Below are 16,868 nucleotides of genomic sequence, written 5' to 3' on the forward strand. Positions count from 1 at the left end.
CACGCGTGATTCGGACAGAAGAACTTCTATTGAATGTAGGACCGCAGCATCCCAGTACACATGGTGTATTTCGGATCGTCGTGAAATTAGACGGAGAAGTGATTAAAGAAGCAACGCCCGTGATGGGCTACCTGCATCGGGGTACGGAGAAGCTGGCAGAGGATTTGAACTATACGCAGATCATTCCTTATACCGACCGTATGGATTATGTGTCAGCCATGACGAACAACTATGTGCTCGTGGATGCGGTGGAGAAAATGATGCAGCTCGAAATTCCGGAGCGTGCTGAGTTTCTAAGATTGATCGTGATGGAATTGCAGCGTCTTGCCAGTCACATGGTATGGTGGGGGACCTATTTGCTTGATATTGGAGCCATGAGCCCTTTCTTATATGCATTCCGGGATCGTGAGATCATCATCGATTTATTTAACGAATTGTGTGGAGCACGACTTACCTATAACTACATGCGTGTAGGCGGTGTGAAGTGGGATGCGCCAGCTGGCTGGATCGATAAGGTTCGAGAGTTCATCCCTTATATGAAGAAGAAGCTTGTTGAGTACGATAATCTCGTGAGCGGTAATGAGATCTTCTTGCAACGGATTATCGGGGTCGGCAAATACGATGCGCAAACGGCCATTGATTATGGCTTAAGCGGTGCGAATTTGCGTTGTACCGGGGTGAATTGGGATCTGCGGAAAAATGAGCCGTACAGCATCTACGACCGGTTCGATTTCGATGTACCGCTCGGTACCAATGGCGATTGCTATGACCGCTATGTCATTCGAATGGAAGAGATGCGCCAGACGTTGCGTATCCTGGAGCAAGCGATTGAGCAATTCCCGAAAGACGGCGAGATTATGGGCAAGGTTCCCCGTGTCATCCGTCCGCCGGCAGGCGAGATCTATGCGCGTATTGAATCGCCGCGTGGTGAGATTGGTGCTTATATCGTCTCGAAAGGAAAAGCAGAACCGTATCGCTTGAAGTTTAGACGTCCTTCCTTCGTGAATCTGCAGATTTTACCGAAGCTTCTCGTCGGGGAGACCATGACGAACCTCATTACGATTCTAGGCGGCGTTGATATCGTCGTTGGGGAGGTTGACTGTTAATGGGCGCTTGGTTGCAAGAATCGTTAACATGGACGAATTTTGCTATATTTCTAGCCTGGAGCATTGTATTTCTATTTATCGTATTGGGGTTTGTAACCTATGCCATCTACTATGAACGCAAAGTCATTGGCTGGATGCAAGGACGGATCGGTCCGAACCGAGTAGGTCCATTCGGATTGTTCCAGACCGTTGCAGATATCCTGAAGCTGCTTATTAAAGAGGATACGATCCCACGAAAAGCAGATCGTTGGTTGTTCATCCTTGCACCCGTTATTACGTACGTTCCTGCATTTGCGGTTCTAGTCACGATTCCTTATACGAATTCACTTTATTTTACAGACCTCAATGTAGGCTTGTTGTATTACGGCGCGTTATCTTGTATTTCAACGATTGGCATCATTCTGGGCGGTTGGGCTTCCAACAATAAATACTCCTTACTCGGCGGCATGCGCTCAGCAGCCCAGATGATTAGTTACGAGATTCCACTGGTAATATCGGTGGTTGGAGTCATTATGGTCAGTGGCAGCTTAAGCTTGCGTACCATTGTAAATGGGCAAGGCGATGCGTTCTGGCAGTGGAATTTCCTTCCGCAGATCATCGGATTTGTGGTGTTCATCATCGCAGCGGTCTCTGAGCTTAACCGTACACCATTCGATTTGCCGGAAGCTGAGTCTGAGCTCGTTGCAGGATACCATGTCGAGTATAGTGGATTCCGATTTGCATTCTTCATGCTTGCAGAATATGTCTACATGTTCGCTATTGCATCGCTTACGACGGTTCTATTCCTCGGTGGATGGCATGCGCCGCTTCCGTTCTTAACGTTCATCCCAGGAGTGATCTGGTTCATCCTGAAATTCACATTCTGTGTGTTCTTCTTGTTCTGGCTGCGCGCAACGATGCCGCGTATTCGTGTGGATCAGCTCATGAGCTTCGGCTGGAAAGTGCTGCTCCCACTATCGCTCCTGAATGTGTTCATTACGGCTATCTACATGGAACTATTCATCAAATAGAAGGGGAGAGTACCGATGAAGGGATTGCTTAAAGGGCTGGGAGTCACGTTCAAGACGATGACCTCCAAAAAAGTAACCTATAAATACCCGGATGTACCGCTCGAAATGCCGGATCGCTTTCGTGGTATTCAATATTTTGAGCCGGATAAATGTATCGTGTGCAATCAGTGTGCAAAGATCTGTCCGACAGAATGCTTGACGCTGACAGGCAAACCGAACCCGGATCCAGAGAAAAAAGGGAAAGTCATCGATACGTTCGATATTAACTTTGAACTATGCATTCTGTGCGATTTATGTACAGAAGTGTGTCCGACAGAAGCGGTTGTTATGACGAATAACTTTGAGCTAGCGGCATACAGCCGTGATGACCTGTTCAAAAATAAAGAATGGTTGTACGAGAACAACAACCATATTCGTAAGGAGAATAACTCGGCGATGACGACGAGGGGGGGCGTCAAGAAAGATGTTTGATTTGAGCTTCCAGCTTACGGGTGAATATGTTGCGTTCTTCATCCTTGCGGTATGTATTATCGCAGGTGCCGTCTTAATGCTTAGTTTCAGTAAAGTCATTCACATGGTGGTCTCGCTCGCTTTTGCTTTTATCGGGCTCGCCGGGATGTATGTCCTCTTGAATGCGGAATTCGTGGCTTTTGTGCAAGTCCTCATCTATGCGGGAGCGATTTCGATCCTGATGATCTTCGGTATTATGATGACGCGGCATGATCAGAAGGATGAAGAGATCCGAAGACCATGGCACGAAGCGATTACGGCGGTTGGATGTCTAGCCTTGTTCGGATTGTTATTCTATGCCATTCGCGCAACCGAGCTGCCTGCTGCGGCTTGGGATCCTCCGAAGGACAATACGCTGGAGATCGGTAAACTGCTCTATACGGAGCACGTGATACCGTTCGAATTGATGTCGGTGCTGCTCACGGTTGCTTTTATCGGGGCGATTGTGATTGCCAAAAGGGAGGAGGACTAAAATGAGCGGAATGTTAGGTTCATATCTGATGCTCGCTGCCATTTTGTTCTGCCTTGGTCTGTACGGTGCATTAACGAAACGGAGCGCTGTTGTCGTCTTATTATCCATTGAATTGATGCTGAACGCGGTGAACTTGAACCTCGTCGCATTTTCGAAATATGGGGTTGTTCCTGGACTGAAGGGCCAAATCTTCTCGCTCTTTAACATCTCGATTGCTGCTGCGGAAGCTGCAATAGGTATCGCGATCCTCATCGCGCTATACCGGAATAAGGGAACAGCGAATGTGGATGAATTCAATGAGATGAAGCGATAACCAATAGGAGGAAATGCAATGGAATTTGTCTACTCGCAATATGCCTTTGTCGTTCCGATCCTCCCGCTGATCGCTTTCCTGATTCTTACGGCACTTGGTCGGCAGATGAGAGAGATCGGTGGATGGATCAGTATCGTATTTACGCTCGCTTCATTTATATATGCATTACTAATAGGAATCGAGCGAATCGGCGGTCAGGCAGAGGATTATACCAAAAATATGGATTGGATCCGATTCGGTGATGTGAATCTAACAGTCGGGTTCGAAGTCACGAACCTGAATGCGCTCATGCTCATGATCGTGACGTTCGTCAGTTTACTCGTTAATGTCTATTCCAGAGGATATATGAAAGGCGATGACCGGATCAATATTTTCTTCGCGTATGTCTCTCTGTTCACCTTCTCCATGTTAGGGTTGGTCATTTCGTCGAATTTACTAGAGCTCTATATCTTCTGGGAGCTTGTAGGGGTATGTTCCTTCCTGTTGGTTGGGTTCTGGTATCAGAAACCGGCAGCCAAAGCAGCCGCCAAGAAGGCTTTTATCGTAACACGTATTGGGGATGTAGGCTTATTTATCGCGATCTTGCTGCTCTACGTCTACATGCCGGATCATGCACTAGATTTCGCATCCATCCATAATGTGTTCACACAACCTGAGGTGATGACCGCTGCTGGCATTAGCGCGGGGATCTCTACACTTATTGCGATTCTAATCTTCGTAGGCGCGATCGGCAAATCCGGTCAATTCCCACTACATACGTGGTTGCCTGATGCGATGGAAGGTCCAACGCCAATTAGTGCGCTGATCCATGCCGCGACGATGGTTGCAGCGGGTGTGTACTTGGTTGCGAGAACCTTCGAAGTGTTCCATGCCTCACCGGCGGCGATGGAAGTCGTCGCATATGTCGGCGGGTTCACGGCGATCTTCGCAGCGACAATCGGGATTGCGCAGAATGATATCAAACGGATCCTTGCGTATTCGACGGTCAGTCAACTCGGCTATATGATGATGGCATTGGGAATCGGGTCCGTAACGGCAGGGATGTTTCACTTGTTTACGCACGCATTCTTCAAAGCACTGTTATTCCTTGGGGCAGGTAGCGTGATTCATGCGGTTCATAAGCAAGATGTCAATGAATTGGGTGGCTTAGGCTCCAAAATGAAAATAACGGCATGGACGTTCGGTATTGGCGCATTAGCATTATCGGGTATTCCGCCATTCTCCGGATTCTGGTCGAAGGATGCAATTCTGACCGCAGCATGGGAAGGTCACAAAGGATTATTCGTTATCGGGCTCATTGCGGCATTCTTCACCGCGTTCTATATGTCGAGACTCTTCTTCTTGGTCTTCACGGGCAAATCGGAAGCTGCTAAAGATGCGCATGAATCTCCAGCGACAATGACGATTCCACTCGTATTGCTCGCCATTCTAGCTGTCGTAGCTGGTTTCGTCTTTACACCGTTTAATAGTTGGTTCGGAACATGGCTGGAAGGGACAGAGACGGAGGAGCATGCGAATGTGATCGTCATGATCCTATCGACAGTCGTTGGGTTGCTCGGCATTGGACTCGGCTGGCTCATTTATCGTCAAAAATCGATCTCGCGGGATGCGATTGCTTCCAGTGCGCCATGGCTTACGAAATTACTCGCGAATAAGTATTATATTGATGAAGTCTATCAAGTCATTATTGTAGCACCACTGCGTGCGATTGGACTCGCGCTCTCCGCTTTCGATCAATGGATCGTGGATGGTATCGTTCGCGGCGTAGCCGGATTGACGATCCTAACAGGACGGACATCGACACGGATGCAGAACGGCCAGGTGCAGACTTATGGATTGATTACACTGCTCGGCTGTGTCATTCTGATCTTGGGTATTGTCGGAAGGAGGTTATGGTAGATGATTACCAATATTCCGATTCTTACGCTCATCGCCTTGTCTCCGCTGCTCGGGGTACTCATTTTATTATTCATGCCGCAGGATAAGAGCAGAGCGATGAAAGTGATTGCCATCGCTTCAACGGTGCTTACACTCGGTCTTGCCACTTGGATGTATGCAGCCTATGAATACAGCGGTAAGGGCACGGCCTATGAAGAAAATGTACGATGGATCAATATTGCGTTGAACAAAGAGTTCATGGTTGAACAAGGGTTTGCATCGTACAGCATTCAATTTAATTATCATCTTGCGATGGATGGCATATCGCTTCTCCTCGTCCTACTGACGGCGGTCGTGAGTGTGATGGCAGCACTTGCTTCGTTTCACATTAAGAAGCGCACGAAAATGTACTTCATCTTATTCTTACTTCTTGAAGTGGGCATGTTCGGCGTATTTATGGCAAGAGACCTGTTCTTATTCTTCTTATTCTTCGAAGTGACCTTGGTCGCAACGTATTTCTTAATCGGGATTTGGGGTTACGGAGGCCGCGAACGGGCGGCGAATAAGTTCTTGATCTATAACGGCTTTGGATCTGCGCTCATGCTGATCGCATTCGTCCTATTAATTGCAACGGCAGGATTTACGATCGATACCGCTGCGAATGCGCAAGGGCACTATATGTATTCTGGCAGCTTATCGACCATTATGCAGAACCTGTTGGATTCGAATTCCTATGTCAATATGAATCCAGAGCAAATGACGAGTGCTTTCTTCATGTCGGAAGGGATGAAGACAACTATTTTCGTCTTGCTCCTTGTTGCCTTTGGTATCAAGCTTCCCTTCTTTCCGTTCCATACGTGGATGCTCAAGGTGCATAATGAAGCACCACCAGCCGTCGTTATGATTCACTCGGGGATTCTGCTGAAGATGGGAGCCTATGGACTCATTCGATTTGCACTCTTCTTGTTCCCGCATCAGGCGGAATCGTGGTCAACGACCTTAGCGATTCTAGGTGTTGTGAATATTCTGTACGGTGCCGTGCTGGCTCTCGTCCAACGGGAGTTCAAGCTTGTTCTGGCCTATTCGAGTATCAGTCATATGGGCGTTGTTCTTCTAGGACTTTCGGCACTGAATGAAATCGGTTTGCAAGGCGCGATGTATCAGATGATCTCGCACGGATTTATCTCCGCATTGTTCTTCTTGATCGTCGGAAGTCTTTACGAAAGGACGCGTACGACGCAGTTGGATGAGCTTGGCGGACTTGCGCGAAGCATGCCTTTCATGAGTGGGATTCTACTTATTGCAGGTCTTGCATCCTTAGGCTTGCCTGGTTTATCGGGATTCGTTGGAGAATTTCTCTCCTTCCTAGGCTTGTTCAGTACGATGAAAGTCGTTGCGGTTGTAGGTGCACTCGGAGTTATTCTAGGCGCTGTCTACGTCCTACGAGGGGTACTGGGTATCACCTATGGTCCGATGGAAGACCGTTATATCGGCATCCGTGATGCTCGTCTAATTGAGGCCGTGCCCATGATTGCTCTGACTGCATTGATCGTATTGCTCGGTGTCTATCCGACGATACTCATTGATCCGCTGCAGCATAGCTTCGACCAATTTCTAGAACTTATCAAGGTAGGAGGTTAGTCCCATGAATCCAACTGAAACGATCATGCCACTGCAATGGGCCGATCTTGCCACCTTGGCACCGGAATTAACATTGGTCATCGCGGCAATTCTCCTATCTCTGCTAGATTTATTTTTACCGAAAAGGGTCAATCGTGATGGGCTAGGTGTATTCTCCTTGGTAGCTGTACTGATCTCCCTCGGATTTGTCGTCTGGCGGATGATCGATATGAGCAGCGGGGCAGAGACGGCTTCAACAGCTCAGGCGCTGCATCTCCTGGGGCAGAGTTACCGGGTTGATGATTTTGCGAATCTGCTGAAAATTATTTTCTTAGGCGGAACGGCACTTATTATTTTCATGAGTCTAGGATCGATTCGTGAGGAAGAGATTCCGCATAAGGGTGAGTATTACTATTTACTACTGCCTGCGGTACTCGGTGCGATGATGATGGCATCCTCTGGCGATCTGATTACGCTATATGTTGGGCTTGAATTGTTGAGTATCACTTCCTATGTGCTCGTAGCGCTTAAGAAAAATGATCTCAAATCCAATGAGAGTGCCTTCAAATATGTCGTACTTGGAAGTATCTCTTCGGCCTTCATTCTATATGGTATGTCCTTTCTCTATGGGATGTCAGGATCGACGGATCTTGCTACGATTGCTCAGATGTTATCGCAGCATTTGGACGATTTCAAAGTCTTAATCTATGTCAGCTTCTTCTTGATGCTCGCAGGATTCGGGTTCAAAATCGCGGTTGCCCCATTCCACGTATGGGCGCCAGATGTGTACCAAGGGGCGCCGACGCCAGTTACTGCGTTCCTCGCGGTCGTATCCAAGGCAGCTGGCTTTGCGATTTTATTCCGAATCGTCTATAACGTATTTTTCCCGCTCGCGAGCCAAGAATATCTGTATATTAGCAGTGATGTCATGCTCACGCTCCTGATCGTCGCTGCGATCGCGATGGTTATCGGGAATACGGCAGCACTTCGTCAACGGAATATGAAGCGATTGCTGGCCTTATCCGGTGTTGCGAATGCAGGGTACTTGCTCGTACCGATCGGATTATCCATGACACCGCTGCATGTCTCGAATTTCTCCGAGTTCGCGTTTTATCTTATTGCCTATCTGTTCATGAACATCGGCGCATTCGCTGTGGCGATGATTGTGAGTCGGGATGTGGGCCATGATGAGATCAGCGGCTTCGCAGGGTTGTACTACCGGGCTCCTTTTACCGCGGTGGGAATGACGATCCTGCTCCTGTCCTTTGCGGGCATTCCGCTAACGGGAGGGTTTATCGGAAAGCTCTTCATTGTTCTCGGAGCTGCACAGATGAAGGCCTATTGGATCGCTGCGATTATGATCATCACCAGCGTCATCTCACTCTACTACTACTTCGGAATCATCCGTCAAATGTATATGCGTTCGGTCGGTGAGATGCCTTCCATCCGATTCCCCGCACCACTCGGGATTACGGTATGGATCTGTGTTGCAGCAACGATCTATCTCGGGGTTATGCCGAATACGGTGCTAGATGTGATCAATAAATTTTTTGCCCTTTCGTTTGATTTATTCATTCAAGTAGGGAGTTAGTCGATAAAAGTATTGAAGAGAGCCTTCCTTCGCGGAAGGCTTTTTTTGCCAGATACAATCTTTTACAAAGTAAAAGGGGATTAAGTACGGCGTATCGAAGAAGTAGAGGTACCTATTTTAGAAGAAGCATGAGATAGGTAAATGGATGGTAGAATAGGAGAAGCAATGAAAAGATTACGATACCGCTTCGTCGTCGTATTGATGTGTATGCTGCTACTGCAGTACATGAGTGAAGCAACAACAGGGATGATGACAGCAAAGGCAGAGCAGTCGCAGCTGCAGACAACGAATAGCAATCAGATTGCGCAGGAAGCACAAATCGAAGAAGATCAACCGAAATCCTGGATCGTAAAATGGAAGGGCTCGTCCCAAGATCAGGGTTTATTACAAGATACAGAAATTCTAAGCAAGCAAGAGGCTGTGAATGTCTATGTTGTACGTCTGAAGCAGGGGATTGAACCGAAGGCTTGGTTGGCACGGGCAAGAGAATCTGCCGAAGTGGAGTATGTGCAGCCGAATAATCCGGTAACGGTGCTCAAGGTGCCGAACGATACCAATTATGAGAGTCAGAAATATTTGCGCCAGATTCATGCTGATTCGGCTTGGGAACAAGTCACAGGTAACACCAAGCTTACGATCGGCGTCGTGGATACCGGGGTGGATTTGAAGCATGCGGATTTGCGAGATAATTTGGTGGATGGCGTTAATCTGATTAAGCCTAGCCAGCTTCCGCAGGATGATAATGGACATGGGACGAGTGTCGCAGGTGTGATTGGAGCCGTAGGGAATAACCGATTGGGCGTTAGCGGCATATTATGGGATGCAAGAGTAATGCCCATTAAGGCGCTGGATTCCTCGGGATCGGGTGATGAAGATAAGCTCGGCGAAGGGATTGTCTATGCGATTGAGCATGATGTGAAGATCGTCGTGCTATCCGTAGGCTTGTATCGGTATTCAACCTATATGCAGCAAATCGTGCAATACGCGGAGAGCAAAGGGGTATTACTCATCGCAGCAACGGGGAATGATGGAGCGGAGTTGGCCGGAAAAGCAGCCGTGAAATATCCTGCGGCATATCCCGAAGTGATCGCTGTCGGTGGGACAGCTGATTTGAAGACCGCAGAGCCGCGATCGAACTATGGTCCAGAAGTGGATGTTGTTGCTCCATGGCGGGTCTATACCACAGCGTTAGGTGGAGGCTACACAACCGATGAAGGAACGTCGATGGCTGCGCCGCAAGTTGCAGCTGTCGCAGCGATGATCTGGTCCAAATATCCGGATATGAAGCCTTATCAGATTCGAAATTTAATTCGCCAGTCGGCACAGGATCTTGGAACGATGGGATGGGATGCGAAGACGGGGTACGGTCTACTCCGCGCAGATCGGGCATTGACGATGAAACCAAAGGAGGATATTTACGAGGATAACGGAAGTCGTGAGATCGCGAAGGCGTTTCCGATTGATACTTCGATGTCTGCTGTATTGCAAGGCGAGGATGAAGATTGGTTCTATGTCAATGCACCTTATGATGGGACCTTGACCCTTCAGACACAACTTATTCAGGGCGGAACGCCATTGCAGCTGACCTATTACACTTCGACGAAAGCCGGAGGAACCAAAGTTGCAAGTCTAACGAATACGAAGACACAGATTCCAGTGAAAAAGGGCAAAAATATATTGCAATTTAAGCTGACAAATATGAAGTCCAAAACACCTGTAACGTACAAATTGATTTCAAGATTTACGATATACACTGACCCATACGAGCATAACAATAAGCAATACCAGGCTTTTACACTTCCGACACGGAGTCAGGAAGTCATTGGAACCTTCCATCAGGACGGAGATGAGGATTGGTTCGTGTTCCGTGTGACGGATCAAGGAACGTTACGGCTTAAGCTCGATAGCGATACGGCACGTATTGATCCGGCGATGGAGATCAGCGGTCCTGGGATGGAGAAATTAACAATCGATTCTTTCAGTGAGGATAGCTCAGACAGTGAGAGTATTACGCTTGTGGATATCAAGCCGGGTCAGTATTATATGCGGGTCTATAATGCGATTTCGCCAAAAGCAAGTGCTGTTGCCGGTGAATATAAGCTATCCATCCAATACGTTACGCAATATACGGATCTCAATGAACCGAATGACAAGAGCTATCAAGCGGTAACAGCAGTGTCAGATACCGATTATATGGGCGTATTCGGATCGAATACAGATGTGGACTGGTTCGAATATCGTGTAGACCAGAAAAGTTATGTGGAGCTAAGTGTTAGAGGCATTCCTTCGAACCGTGTTGTTACAATGAACGTATATGATCGCAAGCAGAAGGCTTTATTCAAGATGTCGAATAGCTTAGGTAATACATCGCTCAAATCAGCACGAATCATGGAGCCGGGAACGTATCTCGTCCGATTGTCGACCAATCAAATGTTTAATGGACAATACTATCAATTCAAGATGCATGCCGAAACACTTGTAGCTGGATTTCGAGATATAAAAGGCCACTGGGCGGTTCCAGCGATTACGGCTTTGACGGAGCGGCGATGGATTGGTGGGTATGATGGGTATCGCTTCGAGCCAGATCGAGGGATCACTCGGGCGGAAGCCGTCTCCATCCTAAGCAAGGCTTTTAAGTTCAAAGCAGGGAATGCGGTTCAGTATAGCGATGTCAATGTGAAGCATTGGGCTTATGCCGATATCGCTAAAGCTGCATCAGCAGGGATCGTACATGGTTATCAGGATGGCACCTTCGCGCCGAACCGGTTCGTTACACGTGCGGAGATGGCAGTGATGATCGGTAATGCGATGAAGGAAAAGCCGAGAGGAAGCGGGAAAGATCCTTTTACCGATGTGAGTGTGAATCACTGGGCTGCCCCGATGCTGAGTCAAATGAAATCACGTGGATATTTGAAAGGTTACAGCAATGGATCTTTTAAGCCGGACGCTTCGGCGAGCCGGGCTGAATTCACGACCATGTTATACGAAATTTTGGTTAAATAATGGGTTGAAATCGGAAGGAGGAGCTGCGCATGGATGATTCGATGACATCGTTGGTTGGATTAAGTGGGTTGGTCGGTATTATCGTAACGTTAGGCTGTATCGGATTCGCCTGGTGGGCGCTTCAAGCGGTGAAGTTTGACTTGTTCTTGAGGAATGCCAAGGGGCCCCAAGGAAAGCTGTTACACGTGTTCCTATCGGTGATTATCGGTCACTGGGTGTCTGAATTCGTGCTCCAATACTGGGAGTGGACACAGCGGCTTAAGGGTTTATTCTAAATCGAGCCATGATTAACCTGCAGTCTGCAAGTTGTGTCGAATAACATCGAACAATTGTGTGAAGACTGGTAAATAAGAAAATGAATAGAAATGTTACGATTTTGTAACCATTTTAATAAGTTCTTGATATGATCGCGAAAATAACCCTTGTAAGTCTTTAGGGTTGAATGGTAATATGAACTTTGAGCAAAACAGGCGTGTCATTATCTTTGTTATTTTGGAGAAAATGGTAAAAATTTATCGCGGAGGGAACCAGAATGAGCAAATTTATCGTCCGCGGCGGCAAACGGTTAACCGGAAGTGTTCGCGTCAATGGTGCAAAGAACTCTGTTCTTCCGATAATCGCTGCCTCTCTACTGGGGGAAGATGGAGTAAGCGTGATCTATGACGCACCTCCTCTTGACGATGTTATGACGATCAATAAAGTACTAGGAGTATTAGGGGCAGAGGTTACATATCTCAATGAAACGATCCGTGTCAATGCACAGAACATTGAGTCATGCGAAGCACCTTATGAATATGTTCGTAAAATGCGTGCATCGTTCCTTGTTATGGGACCTTTATTAGCACGATTGGGCCACACTCGTATTTCACTGCCAGGCGGCTGTGCGATCGGCACAAGACCGATTGATCAGCATTTGAAAGGCTTTGAAGCGATGGGTGCGGAAATTGGCCTTGGCCAAGGGTATATTGAAGCGAAAATTAATGGTCGTTTACGCGGTGCGAAGATCTACCTTGATGTCGCGAGCGTAGGGGCAACTGAAAATATTATGATGGCAGCGACGTTAGCTGAAGGCGTGACAATCATTGAGAATGCAGCCAAAGAACCTGAAATCGTGGATCTCGCGAACTATCTGAATGCGATGGGTGCGAAGGTGCGTGGAGCAGGAACGGGAATCATTCGAATTGAAGGTGTTGAGAAGCTGCAAGGTGCGGAGCATACGGTAATCCCGGATCGTGTTGAAGCGGGAACGTATATGATTGCTGCAGCGATGACAGGTGGCGATGTCTACGTCGAGGGTGCTATTGCCGATCATTTAGGCCCAGTTATTTCGAAGCTGCAAGAGATGGGCGTAACGGTAGAGCCAGACGAGAATGGCATTCGTGTTACTGCGGATCGTCCACTTCGTTCAGTTGATGTGAAGACTTTACCTTACCCAGGATTCCCGACAGATATGCAATCCCAGATGATGGCGTTGCTACTCATCTCCGAAGGGACATCGGTTGTAACGGAAACGGTGTTCGAGAACCGCTTCATGCATGTGGATGAGTTCATGAGCATGCGCGCATCCATCAAAGTCGATGGCCGTACGGCTGTCGTTAGCGGGGGATCGAAGCTCTTCGGTGCGAAAGTAACGGCAACGGATTTACGTGCAGGTGCAGCTTTAATCTGTGCAGGATTGGTTGCAGAAGGTACGACGGAAGTGAGCGGCGTGCATCATATCGACCGCGGCTACGTGAACTTGGCTGAGAAGCTCTCGAAATTGGGTGCAGATATTTATCGTGTATCCTACGATGAATCGAAGCTGAATCCACTCGAGGTGGAGAAGAAAGAAGAGAAGAAACCGCTGTTCCAAGTGCAGCCTACTTGGGCGTAACTTAACCTTTGAATGTAGAGACCGAGATGACGATTTGTCATTTCGGTCTTTTTGTGTTGTTGTAACGGACTGGAGTCGGAGTGAGGCTTTAGAATAAATCGTGAAATACTAGGGTGGTTCTTTTTGGGGAATACTAGATTGGGATGTGTTGGACATCTTATTTAGTACTAGATCATAGAACGTGAATCTAAGCGCAGTAAGGTGAAATCGATTCTATTCGAAGTTCTAGCATGTCGTCTCGCTTCATACTAATAAGTAGAGTAGAAAGACAAGCAGACGGAGGAACCTAGCAATGACACGAATGACGGTGAAGCTTTCAGAGGATCACGCCCGTCCTGCGGAGGACGGGCCTAAGAGCAGCGCCAGCGCACGTGCGGACCGCACCGAGCGCGTGAGCGCTAGCCCCACCGCGGGCGTGCAAGCACCCGCCCGCGAACCCCGCGTCCCGCGCGGCGAAGTCGTCGCCCGCGCTGGACGCAAGCCGCCACGCAGGCTGACGCGGCGGGGCCCGCTCGCCTGGGCGGCGGGAATGCTCCTGCTGTGCATGATCATTCCTGCGCTGCTCGTGCAGCGGCAGCACAGCCCTGTGACGGACGAGTCAATCGCCGTCCGTGAACCCAAACCCGCGCCGAGCCCGCCTCTGCAAGAGGCCGTGCCGCGCGAACCGCTTGTCCGCGTCTACCTCGCGGGCGACCAAGCGATCGAGAAAGTTACGCTCGAACAGTATGTCCGCGGTGTTGTTGCCGCCGAGATGCCGAGTGAGTTCGAGATGGAAGCCCTCAAAGCGCAGGCGATTGCCGCGCGTACCTTCATAGTTAGACGGATGGCGGATCAAGATACGACCGGCGTTCCTGTGAAGGGGGCAGATGTGACGGATACCGTCACCCATCAAGCGTATTTGCCGATCAAGACACTCAAATTGAACGAGAATCGCAAGAAGCTCGCTCGGGTGAGCCAAGCCGTCAGTGAGACACGAGGGATCGTCATGACTTATAAAGGGTCACCCATCGAGGCATCCTTCTTCTCGACAAGTAACGGGTATACCGAGAACTCCGAAGATGTGTGGCCGAATAAGATACCATATTTGCGCAGCGTGTCGAGTCCATGGGATAAGGCGATTGCGCCGCATTACACGGATACTGTTCGTATGACGCTCGATCAATTTATGAGACGATTACGCGTGTCGTTGCCTTCCTTACCTGCTTCGGCAAGTGTGACGCGGAAGCAGCAGGCTTATGCGAACGCTGCCGAGCCTCGTGTATTATCCAAGACCGAAGGGCACCGGATTAAGCTCATCCGGATTGGCGGCAAAAATTACACGGGCAAGGAAGTGCGAGAGAAACTGGGCCTTCGCTCAAGTGAATTTACATGGAAGATTCGGAACGGCAATATTGAGATTACGACATACGGTTATGGCCATGGTGTGGGAATGAGTCAATGGGGAGCGAATGGGATGGCAAAAGAGGGCGCGTCGGTAGAAGAGATTCTAAGACACTACTATACGGGTATCTCTCTCGAACAATCTACAGAGTTCCTGCCTCAGGAATAACTAGCGGGGTTAGATGTATCTTTAACAAGCTTGTCGAGGCTTCAATTCAATAGCCTAGCAAGCCCCTTGCTCCCCCGAATTGCAGCATGTTGCCGAGTCCCTTCTTCTATATGAAATAAAAAAAGGAGAAGGAGGTGTTCCACGTAAGAGTTTACGTCCGGCCTTTGGTAGCCCATTCCATCCATAACATCTAATCAAGGGAATGGGCGGACAAGAGCCGGCTGGAGTGGAACACCTCTTCGGATCTACTTTTCATATCATTAGAACTACTTTCTCCCAAAACATGCTCGCAATCCCACCACTATGAATCTTAAAAATTACTTTTCCAATCACGTATAAAAGGAAAAGCCTTGGTAACAATGGTTATTGAGGTGATAGAGAATGAATAATGAACAGAACAAAAACAAAGCAGGTCATGAAGAATCTCCTAAAAATTCACTAGGGGTAACGGGCGCGAAGCCTTCTTCATGGAAAAGAGCAATGTCGAAGAAATGGGTATTTCCAGCAGTGTACATGGCAGCAATCGCAATCTTATTGACCGTATTGGTCGTCTACCAGGGGGCTAGATCCAAAACTAGTCCAGACCTCAGCACGAGCACCATCACCGAGAATGTAGACGGTACAAAGACAACGGATGCGACCACGGATGGCAAAACACCGGATGCGACGGAAATTGCTGCGAACAGCGAACCAATCGCTTGGCCTGTCGAGAATGAGAAAGATGTAAAAGTCGTTATGCCGTTCTATGATACGAACGATTCCTCTGAAGTACATAAGGATGCAATGGTCGAATACAACGACACATTCATTCCGAATGTGGGGATCGACTTAGCGCGTAAAGACGACAAACCTTTCGAAGTTCTTGCTGCACTCAGCGGTAAAGTAACAAGAGCAGATAAGAACCCTGTTGCGGGTCAAGTGGTCGAGATTCAAAGTGCTGATGGTACGAAAACGATCTATCAGAGTTTGACAGACTTGAAAGTGAAGAAAGATATGGAGATCAAACAAGGCGATGTGATTGGTACAGCCAGTCGTAACGAACTCGAGAAAGATCTTGGCGTTCACGTTCACTTTGAAGTCCATAAGGACAACAAGCCGGTCAATCCGCAGACTCTATTAGGCAAACAATAAACAATGCTATAACGTTAAACCAAACAGCCTTCATTCGGCTTATGCCGGATGGAGGTTTTTTTATTGCCATAAAGCGTCGAACTTCATGCTTACAAAATTGTTAGCGAAGCAAAAGATTCTGTGAAAAGGTTTATGACCGTAGCCCTTGAAAATTTCGGGAGCATATCCGACAGATATGAATCCAACTTTTCAGCTGAGCGTGTTCAGCTTGTTGAAATCAAGTGAGTAACTTGAATCAAGTTGAAGGTGAGAGCGTCCTTCGGGTATCCCGGGATGAGCTCGCCATTTTTGGCGTGCAAAGTCAGTCTGGTCAAGAGATTGCAGCCTTTTTACAGAATCGAATTCATGGTTTTCAGAAAATAATTGTACAGATTTCAGCTTGTCTGTCTTGGAAACAAAGAATATATAGGCACGCCCCTCATATAATGTACCAAACTATCTCGAGTAGGGAGGCGGGAGCGTGCACGACTACATCAAAGAACGCACCATTAAAATAGGCCGTTGTATCGTGGAAACGAAGAACACGGTTCGAACCATTGCGAAGGAATTTGGAGTGTCAAAAAGCACGGTGCACAAAGATTTGACCGAACGACTGCCGGAGATCAATTCGGAGCTTGCTGACCAGGTAAAGCACATTTTGGAATACCACAAATCGATTAGACATCTGCGGGGAGGAGAGGCAACTAAGATTAAGTACAAGAAAACGAGCAACAAAAAGCGCGAAGTGATCGTCGCGGGCAAGTCTTAGAACCGTGAGGGGTGAAGTCGTAATTGCTCATATAATCTAAAGTGTGGTAATTTATAGAGGTATG

At 48.1% G+C, this 16,868-nt stretch carries 14 protein-coding genes; all 14 read left to right on the forward strand.

Annotated elements, in window-relative coordinates:
- Positions 1 to 5 precede the first annotated feature (5 nt).
- The 14 genes from AC3WU2_RS07430 to spoIIID all read left to right on the forward strand — a co-directional run bounded on the left by AC3WU2_RS07430 (position 6) and on the right by spoIIID (position 16,804).
- Entirely contained in the window at positions 6 to 1,106 is a 1,101-nt protein-coding gene (locus AC3WU2_RS07430; RefSeq protein WP_379344493.1) for an NADH-quinone oxidoreductase subunit D, read from the forward strand.
- The gene (nuoH, locus tag AC3WU2_RS07435) at positions 1,106 to 2,116 is read left to right on the forward strand and encodes an NADH-quinone oxidoreductase subunit NuoH (RefSeq protein WP_018754708.1); all 1,011 of its coding nucleotides are present in this window, start codon (positions 1,106 to 1,108) and stop codon (positions 2,114 to 2,116) included. Before AC3WU2_RS07430 ends, nuoH begins: the two co-directional genes overlap by 1 nt.
- A gap of 15 nt (positions 2,117 to 2,131) precedes the next feature.
- Positions 2,132 to 2,587 (forward strand): NADH-quinone oxidoreductase subunit NuoI, encoded by a 456-nt coding sequence (gene nuoI / locus AC3WU2_RS07440; protein ID WP_018754709.1) that lies wholly within the window; start codon positions 2,132 to 2,134, stop codon positions 2,585 to 2,587.
- Positions 2,580 to 3,098 carry an NADH-quinone oxidoreductase subunit J gene (locus tag AC3WU2_RS07445; RefSeq protein ID WP_018754710.1) on the forward strand — a complete coding sequence of 173 codons (519 nt, stop codon included), beginning with the start codon at positions 2,580 to 2,582 and terminating at the stop codon, positions 3,096 to 3,098. Before nuoI ends, AC3WU2_RS07445 begins: the two co-directional genes overlap by 8 nt.
- A gap of 1 nt (position 3,099) precedes the next feature.
- Positions 3,100 to 3,411 carry an NADH-quinone oxidoreductase subunit NuoK gene (nuoK, locus tag AC3WU2_RS07450; protein ID WP_018754711.1) on the forward strand — a complete coding sequence of 104 codons (312 nt, stop codon included), beginning with the start codon at positions 3,100 to 3,102 and terminating at the stop codon, positions 3,409 to 3,411.
- A gap of 18 nt (positions 3,412 to 3,429) precedes the next feature.
- Positions 3,430 to 5,310 carry an NADH-quinone oxidoreductase subunit L gene (gene nuoL / locus AC3WU2_RS07455; protein ID WP_492452782.1) on the forward strand — a complete coding sequence of 627 codons (1,881 nt, stop codon included), beginning with the start codon at positions 3,430 to 3,432 and terminating at the stop codon, positions 5,308 to 5,310.
- Complete coding sequence (locus AC3WU2_RS07460) at positions 5,311 to 6,930, forward strand: complex I subunit 4 family protein (RefSeq protein ID WP_492452784.1); 1,620 nt, start codon at positions 5,311 to 5,313, stop codon at positions 6,928 to 6,930.
- A gap of 4 nt (positions 6,931 to 6,934) precedes the next feature.
- Positions 6,935 to 8,500, forward strand: a complete 1,566-nt coding sequence (locus tag AC3WU2_RS07465; protein ID WP_492452786.1) for an NADH-quinone oxidoreductase subunit N — start codon at positions 6,935 to 6,937, stop codon at positions 8,498 to 8,500.
- 165 nt (positions 8,501 to 8,665) lie between these two features.
- Positions 8,666 to 11,503 carry a S8 family peptidase gene (locus tag AC3WU2_RS07470; protein ID WP_492452788.1) on the forward strand — a complete coding sequence of 946 codons (2,838 nt, stop codon included), beginning with the start codon at positions 8,666 to 8,668 and terminating at the stop codon, positions 11,501 to 11,503.
- A 29-nt stretch (positions 11,504 to 11,532) separates the two neighbouring features.
- Positions 11,533 to 11,778 (forward strand): DUF1146 family protein, encoded by a 246-nt coding sequence (locus AC3WU2_RS07475; RefSeq protein WP_492452790.1) that lies wholly within the window; start codon positions 11,533 to 11,535, stop codon positions 11,776 to 11,778.
- Positions 11,779 to 12,035: 257 nt separating this feature from the next.
- Positions 12,036 to 13,376: a UDP-N-acetylglucosamine 1-carboxyvinyltransferase gene (gene murA, locus AC3WU2_RS07480; RefSeq protein ID WP_018754717.1), complete on the forward strand. Its 1,341-nt coding sequence runs from the start codon at positions 12,036 to 12,038 to the stop codon at positions 13,374 to 13,376.
- Positions 13,377 to 13,668: 292 nt separating this feature from the next.
- On the forward strand, positions 13,669 to 14,925 hold the full coding sequence (spoIID, locus tag AC3WU2_RS07485) for a stage II sporulation protein D (protein WP_492452793.1): 1,257 nt from the start codon (positions 13,669 to 13,671) through the stop codon (positions 14,923 to 14,925).
- A 381-nt stretch (positions 14,926 to 15,306) separates the two neighbouring features.
- Positions 15,307 to 16,056, forward strand: a complete 750-nt coding sequence (locus tag AC3WU2_RS07490; protein WP_492452795.1) for a peptidoglycan DD-metalloendopeptidase family protein — start codon at positions 15,307 to 15,309, stop codon at positions 16,054 to 16,056.
- A gap of 460 nt (positions 16,057 to 16,516) precedes the next feature.
- Positions 16,517 to 16,804 (forward strand): sporulation transcriptional regulator SpoIIID, encoded by a 288-nt coding sequence (gene spoIIID / locus AC3WU2_RS07495; protein WP_018754720.1) that lies wholly within the window; start codon positions 16,517 to 16,519, stop codon positions 16,802 to 16,804.
- Positions 16,805 to 16,868 lie beyond the last annotated feature (64 nt).

The sequence above is a fragment of the Paenibacillus sp. EB106-05-06-XG162 genome, from assembly GCF_058791655.1.